Origin of the sequence: Gordonibacter pamelaeae 7-10-1-b (genome assembly GCF_000210055.1) — a bacterium.
Classification (GTDB): Bacteria; Actinomycetota; Coriobacteriia; order Coriobacteriales; family Eggerthellaceae; genus Gordonibacter; species Gordonibacter pamelaeae.
This window is the reverse complement of sequence record NC_021021.1, coordinates 2,939,090-2,953,157: the sequence shown is the minus strand read 5'-3', so window position 1 is coordinate 2,953,157 and position 14,068 is coordinate 2,939,090. Positions and strand designations below refer to the sequence as shown.

16 protein-coding genes are annotated in these 14,068 nt (G+C 62.9%); 13 read left to right on the top strand and 3 right to left on the bottom strand.

The features are described from left to right. Positions 1 to 214: 214 nt before the first annotated feature. The gene (locus GPA_RS20675; protein ID WP_390212351.1) at positions 215 to 550 is read left to right on the top strand and encodes a transposase; all 336 of its coding nucleotides are present in this window, start codon (positions 215 to 217) and stop codon (positions 548 to 550) included. 210 nt (positions 551 to 760) lie between these two features. Here GPA_RS20675 and GPA_RS16975 read toward each other — a convergent pair whose 3' ends face one another. Continuing rightward, on the bottom strand, positions 761 to 1,582 hold the full coding sequence (locus GPA_RS16975) for an arylamine N-acetyltransferase family protein (RefSeq protein WP_015540223.1): 822 nt from the start codon (positions 1,580 to 1,582) through the stop codon (positions 761 to 763). A 186-nt stretch (positions 1,583 to 1,768) separates the two neighbouring features. Further along, positions 1,769 to 2,182 carry a DUF454 family protein gene (locus GPA_RS13620; protein WP_015540222.1) on the bottom strand — a complete coding sequence of 138 codons (414 nt, stop codon included), beginning with the start codon at positions 2,180 to 2,182 and terminating at the stop codon, positions 1,769 to 1,771. Positions 2,183 to 2,619: 437 nt separating this feature from the next. On the opposite strand from GPA_RS13620, the gene GPA_RS13615 reads away from it, so the two are divergent. The 11 genes from GPA_RS13615 (at position 2,620) to rplT (ending at position 13,055) form a co-directional block, all read left to right on the top strand. Next, entirely contained in the window at positions 2,620 to 3,972 is a 1,353-nt protein-coding gene (locus tag GPA_RS13615) for a right-handed parallel beta-helix repeat-containing protein (protein WP_041239673.1), read from the top strand. 113 nt (positions 3,973 to 4,085) lie between these two features. Further along, complete coding sequence (locus tag GPA_RS13610; protein WP_041239672.1) at positions 4,086 to 7,727, top strand: autotransporter outer membrane beta-barrel domain-containing protein; 3,642 nt, start codon at positions 4,086 to 4,088, stop codon at positions 7,725 to 7,727. Between the two features lie 202 nt (positions 7,728 to 7,929). Then, the gene (locus GPA_RS13605; protein WP_147274499.1) at positions 7,930 to 8,400 is read left to right on the top strand and encodes a hypothetical protein; all 471 of its coding nucleotides are present in this window, start codon (positions 7,930 to 7,932) and stop codon (positions 8,398 to 8,400) included. 17 nt (positions 8,401 to 8,417) lie between these two features. Continuing rightward, positions 8,418 to 8,684 (top strand): hypothetical protein, encoded by a 267-nt coding sequence (locus tag GPA_RS16970; RefSeq protein ID WP_049784168.1) that lies wholly within the window; start codon positions 8,418 to 8,420, stop codon positions 8,682 to 8,684. Between the two features lie 51 nt (positions 8,685 to 8,735). Next, complete coding sequence (locus GPA_RS13600) at positions 8,736 to 9,158, top strand: hypothetical protein (RefSeq protein WP_049784166.1); 423 nt, start codon at positions 8,736 to 8,738, stop codon at positions 9,156 to 9,158. Between the two features lie 23 nt (positions 9,159 to 9,181). Further along, positions 9,182 to 9,451, top strand: coding sequence for a PqqD family protein (locus tag GPA_RS13595; RefSeq protein WP_015540219.1), 270 nt, complete (start codon positions 9,182 to 9,184; stop codon positions 9,449 to 9,451). Further along, on the top strand, positions 9,448 to 9,906 hold the full coding sequence (locus tag GPA_RS13590) for a S24/S26 family peptidase (protein ID WP_015540218.1): 459 nt from the start codon (positions 9,448 to 9,450) through the stop codon (positions 9,904 to 9,906). The genes GPA_RS13595 and GPA_RS13590 overlap by 4 nt, the downstream gene beginning before the upstream one ends. Further along, the gene (locus GPA_RS13585) at positions 9,903 to 11,564 is read left to right on the top strand and encodes an ABC transporter ATP-binding protein (RefSeq protein ID WP_049784164.1); all 1,662 of its coding nucleotides are present in this window, start codon (positions 9,903 to 9,905) and stop codon (positions 11,562 to 11,564) included. The genes GPA_RS13590 and GPA_RS13585 overlap by 4 nt, the downstream gene beginning before the upstream one ends. 334 nt (positions 11,565 to 11,898) lie before the next feature. Further along, on the top strand, positions 11,899 to 12,483 hold the full coding sequence (gene infC, locus GPA_RS13580) for a translation initiation factor IF-3 (protein ID WP_172623289.1): 585 nt from the start codon (positions 11,899 to 11,901) through the stop codon (positions 12,481 to 12,483). After that, the gene (gene rpmI, locus GPA_RS13575) at positions 12,483 to 12,680 is read left to right on the top strand and encodes a 50S ribosomal protein L35 (RefSeq protein ID WP_015540216.1); all 198 of its coding nucleotides are present in this window, start codon (positions 12,483 to 12,485) and stop codon (positions 12,678 to 12,680) included. Before infC ends, rpmI begins: the two co-directional genes overlap by 1 nt. 21 nt (positions 12,681 to 12,701) lie before the next feature. After that, a complete protein-coding gene (rplT, locus tag GPA_RS13570; RefSeq protein WP_015540215.1) occupies positions 12,702 to 13,055 on the top strand; it encodes a 50S ribosomal protein L20 in 354 nt (117 codons plus the stop codon). 207 nt (positions 13,056 to 13,262) lie between these two features. Here rplT and GPA_RS13565 read toward each other — a convergent pair whose 3' ends face one another. Next, positions 13,263 to 13,640, bottom strand: a complete 378-nt coding sequence (locus GPA_RS13565) for a NifB/NifX family molybdenum-iron cluster-binding protein (protein ID WP_041240579.1) — start codon at positions 13,638 to 13,640, stop codon at positions 13,263 to 13,265. 100 nt (positions 13,641 to 13,740) lie between these two features. Between GPA_RS13565 and GPA_RS13560 the strand changes: the two genes are divergently transcribed. Further along, positions 13,741 to 14,068: FAD-dependent oxidoreductase (locus GPA_RS13560; RefSeq protein ID WP_156791179.1), on the top strand; the 328-nt coding region annotated here is incomplete at its 3' end.

Genomic DNA, 14,068 nt, shown 5'->3' with positions numbered 1-14,068 from the left:
AAGCGTGGGGGGGGGGGCTCCTGCGCCAGACGGGCATGGCCATCCCTGCTGCGCATGCGCCTCTTGCAGCCGCGGCCCAACCTCTCTGGCGAAGGCTCGGGAGACGCGGTCTGCGGCCCCCGAGCCTTCTTTGAATTCACGGGCGTGCCCCTCGGGCTCGGCGACCAGGTTCCCGACGCCGCCACGCCCTTGAAGATCCGCCGGAGGCGGCTCGATCGCGGATGCCGCGTTCGCCGAGGCGCCGAGCTCCGCTAGAAACGCGAAGGGCGGGAGAGATCCGGAGGCCCGCCAGGCCCGGAAGGGGCGGAGCTGGCACTCCGGCCACAAGGCCCATAGCGGCGTGGACGCCGGAAGCGGCCCGGTGCACACGGTCGGGGCTACCGCCGCCAACGTCAACGACGTCGTCATCGCCTGCGCCCTCGTGCGGGAGGACGGCCCGTTCTGCCACGCCGGCTCGGGGTACACGGGCACGGGCGACTCGCCCCGGGTTGCCAGCGGCCTCGCCGGCATAGGGCGGAGCATGCCCGAAAACGCCCTAGCGGGCACGTAGGGGAGCCCATGGAAGGGAGAAGGCGTCCCTAAGCGGCCCTCCCGGCGCCGCTTAGGGCGAAAACCGACCGTGGAAAGCGATCAGGCCGGTACGAGCACCATTTATCAGCGGTTCCCTAGGGGTTCCGGCGGCCTTCCGGCCGCCGGAACCTGCCGACGCTGCGGCCGGCCGTGGTGCCCGATCTTGCCGTGATCCCCTATTCGCGCCTTCTCACGCCCCGTGCGGTCGGAAGCCGAAGTACTGCTCGCAGGCATCGGCGAAGGCCGCCTCGTCGGGCAGGGGAATGCGCTCCTTCTTGCCGTCTTTGCGCACGGTAAGCACGTCGTCCCAGATGGCAAAGTAGCCGTTCGGCGTGCGCAGGTTCGCAATGCGGTGGTCGTGGAATTCCGTTCCCGGACGGGAGCAGGCAAGGTTGAGCGCGTCGAAGTCCTTGTCCGTGACGGTTGCCAGGCACAGCTCCAGCTCGGTCTGCATGCGAGAGGGCCCCTCGATGCCGTAGAGATCCTTCTTCGCCCCGGTCACGCGGTCGACGGCCCACCAGTACGCGTCGATGCGGCGCGCGGTGAACGACTCGCCGCGGATGATCTGCTCCTGCCCGTCCACGAGCGAGAGCGAGGCCGAGGGCAGCGGCCCGCCGAAGCCCACGTCCACGAGGACCTCTTCGCCGTCCAGCTCCACGAGCACGGCGCGGTGGTTGATGGGGTCTTTCACCTTGGCCCCGCATACGGCGCGGCACAGGCACGGGCGCACCTGGTAGCCCAGGCTTGCCAGCAGCGCCTCGAACAAGGTGTTCAGCTCGAAGCAGTAGCCGCCGCGGCGCTGCGTGACCAGCTTGTCGAACACATGGGCCGGCTCCAGGTCGGGCGGCTCGGTGCAGCGGTGCATGTCGATGGTCTCGAACGGGATGGAGCACTGGTGCGCGTAGACGAGGTCGTCAAGCGCCTCCCGCGTGGGACGTTCGGGCCGCTCGAGCCCGAGGCGTGCAAGGTAGGCGCGCGTCTTTCGCGCGCCGAGGACGAATTCGCTTTCCATAGATCTCCCCTGTTCGGTCTACGGTGCCCGGGCTTCCCCTGCGCCCGAGGCGTCACGTGCCAATAATAGCGCAAAACGCACGGAAAGTGGGCTGGGTCCTCTATCCTGTTCGGAGAGGCTGTCTGCAGGGCGGATGGGGACAGAACAGCAGGGTGGGTGGGGCGGAGGGCAGCCGGGCCGGCCGGCCTACTCGGCCTCGTCGGCCTTGCGGGCGGCGCGCACGTTCTCGAGCGAGATGGTGGGGATGCGCACGAGCATGAGGTACAGCAGGAACAGGGCCACGCAGCCCAGGACGATCCAGACGAAGGGCTTGCGCACGAAGAAGGCGCTGGCGCCCATGAGCACGAATGACACGGTGAGGATGCGCACCTTCGTGGCGGCGGGGATGCCGCCGGCCTCCTTGAACGCGGCCACGTAGGTGCGGTACACCTTCGTGGAGACGATCCACGCATGGCAGCGCGGCGAGGACCGCGCGAACAGGAACGTGGCCAGCAGGAGCAGCGGGGTGGTGGGCAGCACGGGCACGAACACGCCGATGCAGCCCATGATGCAAGCAATCCAGGCTCCGGCGAGCATGAGCAGGCGGGGCAGGCGATTCATGGAAGTCCTTCCGTAGCGGTGGGCGGACGGTGCTCCTCGGCGGCGTTTCGCCGTTGGCAGCAGTATACCGAATGTCGCGCCCCCGGGGCGAAAGGCGCGGGGTTTTCCCGACGGGCGGCGAGGCGGCACGCATGCGCGTGGCGCGGAGCGGCCCCGCCCCGCGCCGGACATCGCGCCGACTGCCGAACTCACATCGCGTTAGGTCTTGGTTGGGTATCTGCGGAGACGTTCCCTTCTCGCAAAGCACCGTCTTTCGGAAAAATGTGCTCGATGGGGGATATTTCTCGGCCGTTTTTATTGACGGGGGGGGGGGCGCTTTCTTTAAGCTGATCTAAGCCGTAACGTTTACGGCTTGAGCGCGATGCATGCGGGCAGGGTTTTCGCAGCAGGCGGAGAGGCATGTGCGACAACGTATCAGCACGGGGAAAGGGCAGGCCATGAGGTGGAAGAAACGGGTCAACCAATCATTAGCGATCGCACTGACTGTTGCCCTCGCCTTCGCGATGAATGTTCCAATCGCCGCTTGGGGAGAGGTGCAGGATCCGGTTTTGGACGTGCCAGGCGCCGAACCTGCCTCCCTTGCCGAGTCGACCGCCGCTCAACAGTTCGAGGCGCTGGTGGCCGAGCTTCCCGAGGCGAACGCCGTGACAGCCGAGGACGTCGATGCCGTGTCAGCTGCGCAGGCCGCCTACGATGCGCTCGCCGAAGATGAGAAGGTGCTGGTGAATGCGAGTTGTGAGAAGCTCGACGCAGTCTCAGCAGCCTTCGCAGCGCTTAGCACGCCGAAAGCTTCGGATGTCGAGACGCAAGCATTCGAGGCTATGATAGGGAGTCAAGGGTATTCGACGCTTGCTGATGCGGTAAGCGCAGCTCAATCAGGCAGCACGGTTGTTCTCCAAGGTAATGCTGCCCTCACGGAAACGCTTAATATAGACAAAGGCTTGACGATCGAAGGCAGCGGATTCACGGTGACGGCGGAAGGACTCGCGCCAGCTATACAGGTGAGCACTTCCGAGCCCGTTGTGATCAAGAACCTCACTTTGACAGGCGTGCAGCGCGGGATCAAAATGAATAACAGCGCTGTGAATCTTGCATTGACTGGCTGCACCATCAACGCTTCCCTTCGCGGCATTGACTCGCCTTCTCTGGAGTATAGCGGAATTAGCCTTGTCCTTGACAACACCGCCATCAATTGCTCCGACGTTTCTGACTATGATACGCAGGTGAAGTATGACCAATCTTGTCGCGGGATATCGCTCTGGAATATCAAGGATTCGCAGGTTATCCTAAAAAATAGCAGTTCCATCAACGGATTTTCGTATTGTATAAACGTGAGTGGCGCCCAAAGCGAGAGCGGGGTGTGCGATACAACCGGCTTGAAGGTTGATGTGGTTGATTCGACCTTGCGCGGATGGACGGGCTTAAATATTTGGGGCTCGTCTGCTGTGTACACCATAAAAGGATCTACGGTCAAGGGTATAAACACCAGCAGTGCTCCATCGAATTCTTTTGCTGCAATCGTCTTTAATGACGATATCTACGATCAGTTCGCCCAGGCCCATTCGGTGAATAATACGCTCACGATTGCGGATTCGACGATCACGAACTTCCAAGGGGGCTCGTGTACGGAAAATCTTCTACGTATAGACTGCGGCATCACCAAGTTGATCCTTTCTGGAGAGGTCAAGTTTGCAGACACGACAGGAAACATTGCTGCCGCGTTGCAACTCGATTCAATGGATGATCCTTATGGATTCCTGCAAAAAATGTGCAACGCGACGGCGAAGTAAATGTTGTATGTACGGCTCCTTCGGGGGCAGAGCTTCCGTTCAGTCCGGCATATGTCGCTCATTACTACTGGCCTAATAACAACGGTGGGACAACGGGAGTCAATTGCGCTGATTTGACGGACATCTTCACTGGCAATGGGTACACCCTTTGCAACGGCGAATCGATAGACCTGTTGTCGGATGCTGCTCTCTCCCAAAATGTCGTTGTGGCGTTGAGCGAGGGTGTCGGGGAGTTCGCGCTCAATCTGAAAGGACATCGGATTACCGGGGGCACAATATCACTTCCTGCAGGCACGTCAGTAAAAACGGACGTACAGAATACTGATGTCTTTGTCGCCGCGGAAGGCTGCGAGTTAAAGGAGCGGGTCGATGACGCGGTGTACGTATACACGAGCGTCCAATCGACTGCCGTCGCCCAGATTGGCGAGGGTGAGGCTGCAAAGAAATTCGAAACTCTTCAAGCAGCCATCAACGCTGCGCAATCCGGCGACACCGTGAAGCTTTTGAGCAATGTCGATCTGGGCGATGCCCCGAGGATCGATGTGATTGACAAGGAACTTGTTCTCGATCTGGCTGGATTCACGCTGACACGGTCTGGCGGTGTGATAGCTACTTCGAACTCCGTGGTCACCGTGAAAAACGGGTCGATTGTCGGCCTGTGCTTGAATTCGACGAATGGAGCTGAATTCGTTTCCGCGATTACAGCTGGCCGAGGATCCAAGTTGACTATCGCGGCCGATGCGAAGATCTCTGGACCCTTCGGCATCGGGATTGGGGCTCTTGGAAAAACAGAGGACGCCGCCACGGCGGGAGAGGGCACTGTCATCGAGGTCTATGGGACCGTGTGCGGTACTGACGAGGCTTCCGCTCTCGAGTGGAGCGGCACAGGCGCGATCACCATTAATGGGAACGTAACGAGTCTTGCAAACCATGCCACCGTGCATGTCCGCCCCGGAGCCAAGCTTGTTGGGACGCGAGGTACCGATCAGAATATCAATTACGCTACCGGGCCAGCTATTTACGCTGCTGGTTACGGTGAGTGGATCATCGATGAAGGAGCCGCTCTCACAGGCGACGAACCATTGAGCATCAAAGCCGGCAAGTTCACTATCAACGGGGGGACGTTCACCGCTCAAGGGGAATACTGCGATCCCGTTACTGCCCATGATGGCGGAAGCGAGGCCACTGGTGCTGCTATCAGCATCACCAAGAACGGCTCGTATGCCGGACAAGTAAGCATGGAGATACTCGGAGGGACATTCGTCTCGGAAAACGGGTTCGCATTATTCGAAACAGATTCTAAAAAATACCCCGGTAGCCCCATGGCGCCGTCGTCGCCTCTGTTGAATAAGGGCGGAACGTTCAGCGGCAAGATGGGCGCCTTGTCCGTCAAGCATGCGACTGGATTCGTGCAAGGCGGCACGTTCTCGAGCGATCCTTCGGCTTATGTGGCAACAGGCTATGCAGCGACGCAAGACGGCGGCACGTGGACGGTTGCCGCATGCAGCTTCGCGGAGATGACCATCGACGGAACGGCCAAGACCTATAACGATCCGCAAGCCTTCATCGGCGATCTGATGGGTGCAGCCGGCAAGACGATCGGTATCAAGATGCTCGCCGATGTGGATGTCGACGGGTTCATCCCCGTTGCCGAAGGGCAGACCGTAACGCTCGACATGGGCGGCAAAAAACTCACGAGCTCGTATGCCGGTTCCTTCATTCGAAACAGCGGAACCCTCACTATTCAAGGCGATGGCATCATCTGTACCACCGATATCGAGGCGCAGGGCCGTCATGCGGTGGAGAATTACGGAACGTTGATCATCGAGAACGGCACGTTCGGCAGCAACAAGAGCCGCGGCAACGCCGTGCGCAATTTTGGAACGGCTACCATTAAGGGCGGAACCTTCACGGCGTGCGACAACTTCACCAACGGTGGATACGCATATGCTGTTGCGAACGGCAGTTCTGCCTATCCGAATGCAACGATGACTGTTGAAAACGCGACGGTGCAGGGTAATATGAACGGCGCAATTGCCTGCGACGGCGGAACCCTCACCATCAAAAACGGCTCGTACACGCTGGGCGACGGCACGGCGGACAGCCTTTACAGGCTCGCTTACGTGTCGGGTAACGGCACGGTGAACATCGAGGGCGGAACGTTCGTCCGAAATGTGAAAAATAACCACGGCTTCTTCGGTGGTGGCGATGGCAATGAGGGAACGACGGAGGGCATCAACATCTCTGGCGGCACGTTCACTGATCAGGTGAACGAAGCTATCAACTTCGATTCCGGCAGAACGCGCATCTCCGGCGGCACGTTCGAGAAGGGCCTCGTATCTGGAAAGAAAGCGACCGTGACGGTCACGGGAGGCACTTTCGCTGCCGATCCTCTTAAGGACGGATTCGTGGCTGATGGCTATGTCGTCAAGCCTGGCGACAAAGGCGCGTTCGTGGTGTCCCAGGCCACCGATGCCGACAAGATCCAGGTGACCGACGAAAACGGCAATACCGTGGATGCCGTGGGCACGATGGGCGATGCAGTTGACAGGGTTGCGAAGACGGGCGGAACGCTGACCCTCATGGGCGACGCGACCGAGATTGCTCCCATTGCGGTTGAGCCCGCTGCAGGCTCGCCGTCTACGAGCGTCTCCATCGACCTCAACGGCAAGGCCCTGAACGCTTCCCTGACGATCGGCCAGAACGCCACCTGCACCATCACCGACAAGACCGGCGTTGGCACTGTCTCTGCGGCTGGCTCCAATGCTGCCGTCGAGGTGAGCGGAGCCCTCGTCGTTAACGGCGCGACGATCGTCGGCGCGGGAACGAGCGGCGTGAAGGTGAATCCCGGCGCGAGCCTCACCGTCAACGGCGGCGAGGTGCAGGCGCAGACGCAGCCGGCGACGTTCTCGTTGCCGCTGGCCGCTGCGGCCACAGCCGGGCAGTACGGCATCGAGGCGACCGGAACGCAGGATAATCCCTCCACGGTGACGATCTCCGCAGGCAAGGTGCTTGGTGCCACGGGTGCTCTTTCCGTTGGCGAAAACGTAACCACCGACATTACCGGCGGCACGTTCAGCCATAGCGTGGCATCGCTTCTCGCTTCCGGCTATGCCGAGAGCGAGGTGGGCGGCCTGTTCTACGTAGCCAAGGACGGCATGTACGAGGTTTCCGCGTACAAGGCCGATCCCGCCGATTCGGCCACGTGGGCGTATCCTGATGGCGCTCAGGGTCAGGTGTTCGCCGGCTGGTATGCGGACAGCGCTTTCCGCACGCCCTTCACGGCCGCTTCCGGTCAGGCCTACGCCAGGTTCGTGAACGTGAGCGAAACCATCACTTTCAAGGGCGGCTCGCTTCGTATGGATGGCGATCCCTCTGCGTCGACAAGCCTTCGCTTCGGCTATTCGTTCAAGATTCCCCAACAGGCGACGTATGTCAAATCTGGATGGACGTATCGCAACGCCAATCTGGGCAAAGAGGTTGATGTCCCCACCCGGGTTTGGGCGTTCAACGATACCGGCTTCTTTGATGCCAACATGGTCATCACAAACATTCCCACAAGTTCGTATGCTTGGGAAATGACAAGCCAGATGTACGTGTATTACGAAACGGCAGATGGAACAACCGTGAGGGCTGAAGAAGCGGCGCCTCAATCCCGCTCCGCACAATCCGCCGCGCAGTTCATCGTAGATTCTTCGTTTGCGCCAACCATAGAGAAGGAATATGCGCAAAAAATACTGGTAGCTATCGTTTAGCGAAAGGGTGTATGGCTATGGGCAAAGAGTACGAGAAGCCAAGTGCAGACGTGATCATTCTCGATGGGGAAGACGTGGTCACGACCTCGGGAGGAGGCTTTCCTGACACTGACATCGAGATGTAGGGTTCATCGATTGCGATTGGGAAGCGGAGATGCATTTCGCCCTGAGGTGCATCTCCAGTCATAAGGCTGGTGCCGGAATGTCCGATAAGAAACGCAAGATGATCATCGGGGGTGTTGTCGCGGCGGCTTTCGCGGCGGTGGTGGGGGTCGCTTTTGTTTGCATGGGCGCCAACAATGTTGGAGGAGGCATCCCGAAGCCCCCAATGCACGTGCATGATGAAGACGAGGCTTCAACGGGTATACACTCAGGTTCGTTGAATGAATCTGGTTCCGAGACAGTTTCGGGCTTGGATGATGCGGGGAAGACCAAAGGCTCGGATGGGTCGGAAGCATGCATCCCGTCCGAAGTTTCCTCGTCTCAACCTCTTTCAGCGGGTGAAAGCGGCGAGACGGACAACGTTGTCGACTTCGGTTCGCTCGATCCCGGTCAGGCGGATCCCTCCGGCCAAGGCGCTGCTTCCTCCGACAACAACCAAGAGCCGCCTAATTCCTCGGACAATCCAAGTGGCGACGCTCCGAGCGGCGAGCAGTGGACCGGCTACTACTAGAGGACGCGGCTGAACCGGTGCCTTCGTTCAGCATCGACTTGGCGGGGGCGTGCATTCGCGTGTCCCTGCTGCATGGGCGGGTGCGCGCGCTGTGCAGGGACTACCTTTCCGAAGGGGTCCCCGCCTTGCACGTCCGTACCACGCAGGTCGAAATCGACGCAGAGCGGGATGGGCCGCAGTGGTCGGACGACTACTTGGAAACCTTGGCGGTGTACCGCAAGATCGCCGAATGGCTGCCCTCGTGCGAGCGGATGCTCGTCCACGGGGCAGCCGTCGCGTTCTAGGGCCGGGCGCACCTGTTCTGCGCGCCCAGCGGCACGGGAAAGTCGACGCACGTGCGGCTGTGGTGCGAGCACCTGGGCAGCGCCGTCACCGTGATCAACGGGGACAAGCCCATCGTGCGTGTGCCTGCCGACGGTGGGCCGCCCATCGTCTACGGCGTGCCGTGGGCGGGCAAGGAGGGGTGGCAGACCAACACTTCGGCGCCGCTTGCGGGCATCTGCTTCCTCGGCCGCTCCCGTCCGGGGGAGAGCGTCATCCGGCGCGTTGCGCCCGAGGAATGCGTGGACGAGGCCCTGCGCCAGGCATACCTGCCGCGCGACGCGCATGCGGCGGGCCTCGCTTTAGAGCTGCTCGACGGCCTGCTGGCGCGCGTCGCGCTGTTCCGGCTTTCGTGCGACGTGTCCGAGGATGCCGTGCGGTGCAGCTTCGAGGCGCTCGCCGGGCTCTCGTACGACGACTGGACGATCACTGCGTAGGGCAGCGGGGGAAGGAGGCGCGGATGGCGCGTATCAAAGACGGCTTCGTGCTGCGGGAGGTGGCCGGGCAGGCGGTGGTCATCGCCACCGGCGAGGCGAGCGAGGGCTTCCACGGCATGGTCAAGCTCAACGGCACGGGCAAGCGAATCTGGCAGGGCCTGACCGAAGGCCGCACGGACGATGACATCGCCCGCGACCTCGCGCAGGAGTACGGCGTCAGCCCCGAACGGGCCGCCGCCGACGTGCGCGAGTTCGTGGAGCAGGTGCGGGAAGCGGGCTTCCTCGCGTCATGACCGGGCAGTTCGAAGGAGCGTTGGGCATCGAGGACGTGCTCGCGCGCGAGGGCGTGTACGTGGGCGCCACGGCGGGCGTGAGCATGTGGCCCCTGCTGCGGCATCGGCGCGACACCGTCGTCGTCGAGCCGTGCGCGGGCAGGCTGCGCGTTCACGACGTGCCCCTGTACCGTCGCGGCGACGCCTACGTGCTGCACCGCATCGTGGAGGTTCGGCCCGATTCCTACGTGATCTGCGGTGACAATTGCGTGGAGAAGGAACGCGGCGTGACCGACGAGCAGATCCTCGGCGTGCTCGCGGGGCTCTACCGCGATGACCGGCCGGTGAGCCTGGACTCGCGCGCCTACCGCGCCTACGTGCGTGCGTGGTGCGCGCTCTATCCGGTGCGCCGCATATGGAAGAGGGCTCGCGCGAAGGCGGCCCGCGCCCTGCGATCCGCGAAGCGGCGCGCATGAGCGTGCGGGGGTGGATCGTGCGCGCGGCCGGTCGCACAGCGTGGCTCGTGGCGGCGCTCTGCGCGCTGCAGAGCGCGATAGCGGTGAACGGCATCGCGTTCGCCCTGCTCATGCGTCAGGCTGTCGATGCTGCGGTAACGGGGCTCCCGGAGGCTTTCCAAGGCGCGGCTGCGGCGTTCGCTGGGCTCGTGCTGCTTCAGGTGGTCCTGCGCGCCGCTAACCGATTCGTGCTGGAGCAAGCGCGCGCGTTGCTGGACAACCGCTTGCGGCGACGGGCGTTCGCGGGCGCGCTCGAGCAGGAGTATCGGGTGGCCTCCTCCTTCCACACGGGTGCCCTCATGAGCCGTATGACCTCGGACGTGGCGGTGGTCACGGAGGGCGCGACCAGCTTCGTTCCCAACCTGGTTTCCATGGGTATCCGCGTCGTGGGCGCGTTGGCGGCGATGTACGTGCTGGTGCCGACGCTCGCCCTGGTGTTCTTGGCGGCGGGGTGCGCGGCGGCGCTCCTGTCGGTGCTCTTGCGGGGTTGGCTGAAGCGTTTGCATCGCGGGATGCAGGAGGCCGAGAGCGACGTCCGCTGCTTCTTGCAGGAATGCCTGGAGAGCCTGCTGGTGGTGCGTGCGTTCGGCTGCGAGCGCAAGGTGGAGCGCGCAAGCGAGCGCGCCATGGACGAGCACGCCCGCGCGCGCATGCGCAAGGCGAACGCGTCCAACCTGTGCAACACCGGGCTTACGCTGGCCATGCAGGCGGGCTATGTGCTCGGCTTCGCCTGGTGCGGCTGGGGCATCTTGCAGGGTACGGTGAGCTATGGCACCCTCATGGCCGTCGTCCAGCTGGTGGGGCAGATCCAGTCGCCGTTCGCCAGCCTGGGCGGCACGTTTTCCAGGTACTCGTCCATGCTGGCCAGCGCCGAGCGGCTCATGGAGCTTGACGGTGCCGGCGGTGGCGGCAGGCGCGGGGCGTCGCTCGCGGATGCGGATGCGCGGGGGCTGTATGCGCGCATGGAGGTGCTGCGCTTCGACGATGTGACGTTCGGCTACGGGCGCGACCTTGTGTTGGAGGGGTTCTCGCTCGTGGTGCCGAAGGGAAGCTTCGTGGCGGTGACCGGTCCGAGCGGACAGGGCAAGAGCACGCTTGTGAAGCTGCTGTTGGGGGCGTACCCGCCCGATGCCGGCGAGGTGCGTCTCGAAGACCGCGGGGGGAGCCTTTCTGCGGCCGATGCGCCGGCGGGGCTCTTCGCCTACGTGCCGCAGGGCAACCATCTTATGTCGGGCGCCATTCGCGAGGTGGTGGGTTTCGCGGAGCGCGGGGATGCCATCGATGACGAGGCGGTGAGGGCTGCTTGCCGCGTGGCCTGCGCCGACGAGTTCGTGAGCGGACTTCCCGACGGCTACGGCACCGTTCTGGGCGAGCGCGGTGCGGGGCTTTCCGAAGGGCAGATGCAGCGGCTGGCTGTGGCGCGGGCGGTGTACTCCGGCGCGCCCGTGCTGCTGCTCGACGAGGCAACTTCGGCGATCGATGCGGCCACGGAGCGTCGCATGCTGGAGAATCTGAGGGCCCTTCCCGGCCGGACGGCCATTGTGGTGACGCATCGGGCGGAGACTCTCGCCCTCTGCGATGACGTCGTGGAGATGGAGGAGGTGCAGCATGGATGCTGACAATGCTGGGATCGAGGCGCAGGTCGGAGGGGGACGGCGTGCTTCGGGGCTCTACCTGGCGCACCTCGTGGACTGCGCCCTGCATGGTGCACGCCCAAGGCTTCCGTGGCAACTTTTATGGGAGAATTAACCCCTTGCATCTTCTGCTTCCCGTGCTACAATAGGCAGGCTGTTTACACAAGCGAGGGGAAACCCTCCACCTGATTCGGCGCTTCGGCTGCTGATGGGTCGCTCGAATACGGGGCCGCACGCGGCCCGGTCATGAGAATCGAACCCGTCGCTTTCCGGAGCGGCGGGTTTTTCATTGAAGCGCGCAAGCGCGGAAGAATGGGAGGTGAGCGCGATAGCTGCTCAAGAGCCTCGGCTCAACGAAGAAATCACCGTCCGGGAATGCCGTCTGATCGGCTTCGACGGCGAGCAGATGGGCATTTACGTCACGGCGGAGGCCCAGCGCGTCGCGGACAACCAGGGGCTCGATCTCGTGGAGATCGCCCCGAACGCCGAACCGCCCGTGTGCCGCATCATGGACTACGGGAAGTTCAAGTACGACCAGGCCATCAAGGCCAAGCAGGCCCGCAAGAACCAGAGCAAGGTCGAGACGAAGGAAATGAAGTTCCGGCCGAAGATCGATGTGGGCGACTACACGACGAAGAAGAAGCACGTCATGCGCTTCCTCGACGCCGGCAACAAGGTGAAGATCACCATCATGTTCCGCGGGCGCGAGATGGCGCACCCGGAGCTGGGCCTCACCATCCTGGAGCGCCTGGCCGACGACCTGAAGGACGAGGCGGTCATCGAGAACCAGCCGAAGATGGAAGGCCGCAACATGCACATGCTCATCGCCCCCCTGCCCGCAGCGGTGGCGGCGAAGAAGAAAAAGGAAAACGAGAAGAAGGAAGCTGAAGGGAAGGACGAGTAATGCCCAAGATGAAGACCCATCGCGGCACCGCGAAGCGTTTCCGCGTCACCGGTTCCGGCAAGATCATGCGCTCGAAGGCCTACAAGAGCCACATCATGACCAAGAAGAGCCAGAAGCGCAAGCGCAACTTCCGCCACGAAACCGAAGTGTCCAAGGCCGATCAGAAGACCGTCGCGCGCGGTCTCGGCCTTCGCTAGAGAAGGAACAGGTGATAGAACATGGCTCGTGTCAAGCGTGCAGTCAGCGCCCATAAGAAGCGTCGTACCGTCCTCAACCGCGCCAAGGGCTACTACGGCGCGAAGTCCCGTTCCTACCGTGCCGCGAAGGAGCAGGTGCAGCACTCCCTCCAGTACATGTACCGCGACCGCCGCAACAAGAAGCGCGAGATCCGCCGCCTGTGGATCACCCGCATCAACGCGGCCGCCCGCATCAACGGCATGAGCTACTCGGTGCTCATGAACGGCCTCAAGAAGGCCGGCGTGCAGCTGGACCGCAAGGTGCTGTCCGACATGGCCGTCAACGACCCCGCGGCGTTCACCGCCATCACCGAGGTCGCCAAGAAGGCCCTGTAGCCGCACACGCCCCGACGGCCTGCCGGCCGTCGGAACCGGCTCGGCGCTGCGAACATGCGGCGCTACCGCAAGAAGGCCCCGCACTGCGGGGCCTTCTTGCGCTTTTGGGGAAACGGGAGGTTTCGGGTGTGACAAAGGCGGGTGTGACAAAGGGACGGGGATAATGTCACGCCGTGGCCTGCGGGCCCCGCGGAGGGAGCGGGCGCCTTACGCTTCGGCGAGATCCCGGTCGTGGCCATCCTCGTGCTCCCAGCCATCCAGATGGCACAGCTCGTCCACGCCGGTGAGCGTGCGGGTGAGGTAGGCCTGCACCACTTCGCGTGCGCTTCCGTGCGCGCCGGCTATCACCTCGACGCCTGCGTGGCAGAACACGTTCGCCACATCGTAGTCGATGGCGCCCACGATGAGCGTGTCCACGCCCATCTCCACGAGCAGCGCCACGAGCTTGGGGGCGGCCAAGCCGGGATTCGGCAGGTTCTGGCATTCCACGATGATGCCCCGCTCGACCCGGTAACACATGTAGCTGGCGCATTGCCTGAAACGGGGAGCAACTTCCAAGCCTTCGCTGGCTACTGCGATCCTCATGAGCACCCTTTCCATTCGATTGACACCCTTACGATAGCGTGTTTGCCCGATTGCGTGTCCACCCTTTCGCCCAGCGGGGAAAAATAGTAAGCTGAACGACATGGATACCTTTGAAGAACCTGTCTATGACGTCATCGTGGTAGGAGCGGGCGTGGCCGGCGCAGCCTGTGCGCGCGAGCTGTCCCGCTACCGTCTTGACGTAGCCGTGCTCGAGGCCGGCAACGACGTGACCTGCGGGGCGACCCGCGCGAACTCCGGCATCGTGCATGCCGGCTACGATCCGGTGCCCGGCACGCTCAAGGCGCGCTACAACCGGGAGGGCTCGCGGCTCTTCGCGCAGTGGGCCGACGAGCTGGGCTTCGCCTACCGGCGCAACGGCTCGCTCGTGCTGGCGTTCACCGACGAGGAGCTGGCGAGCCTGAGACTAC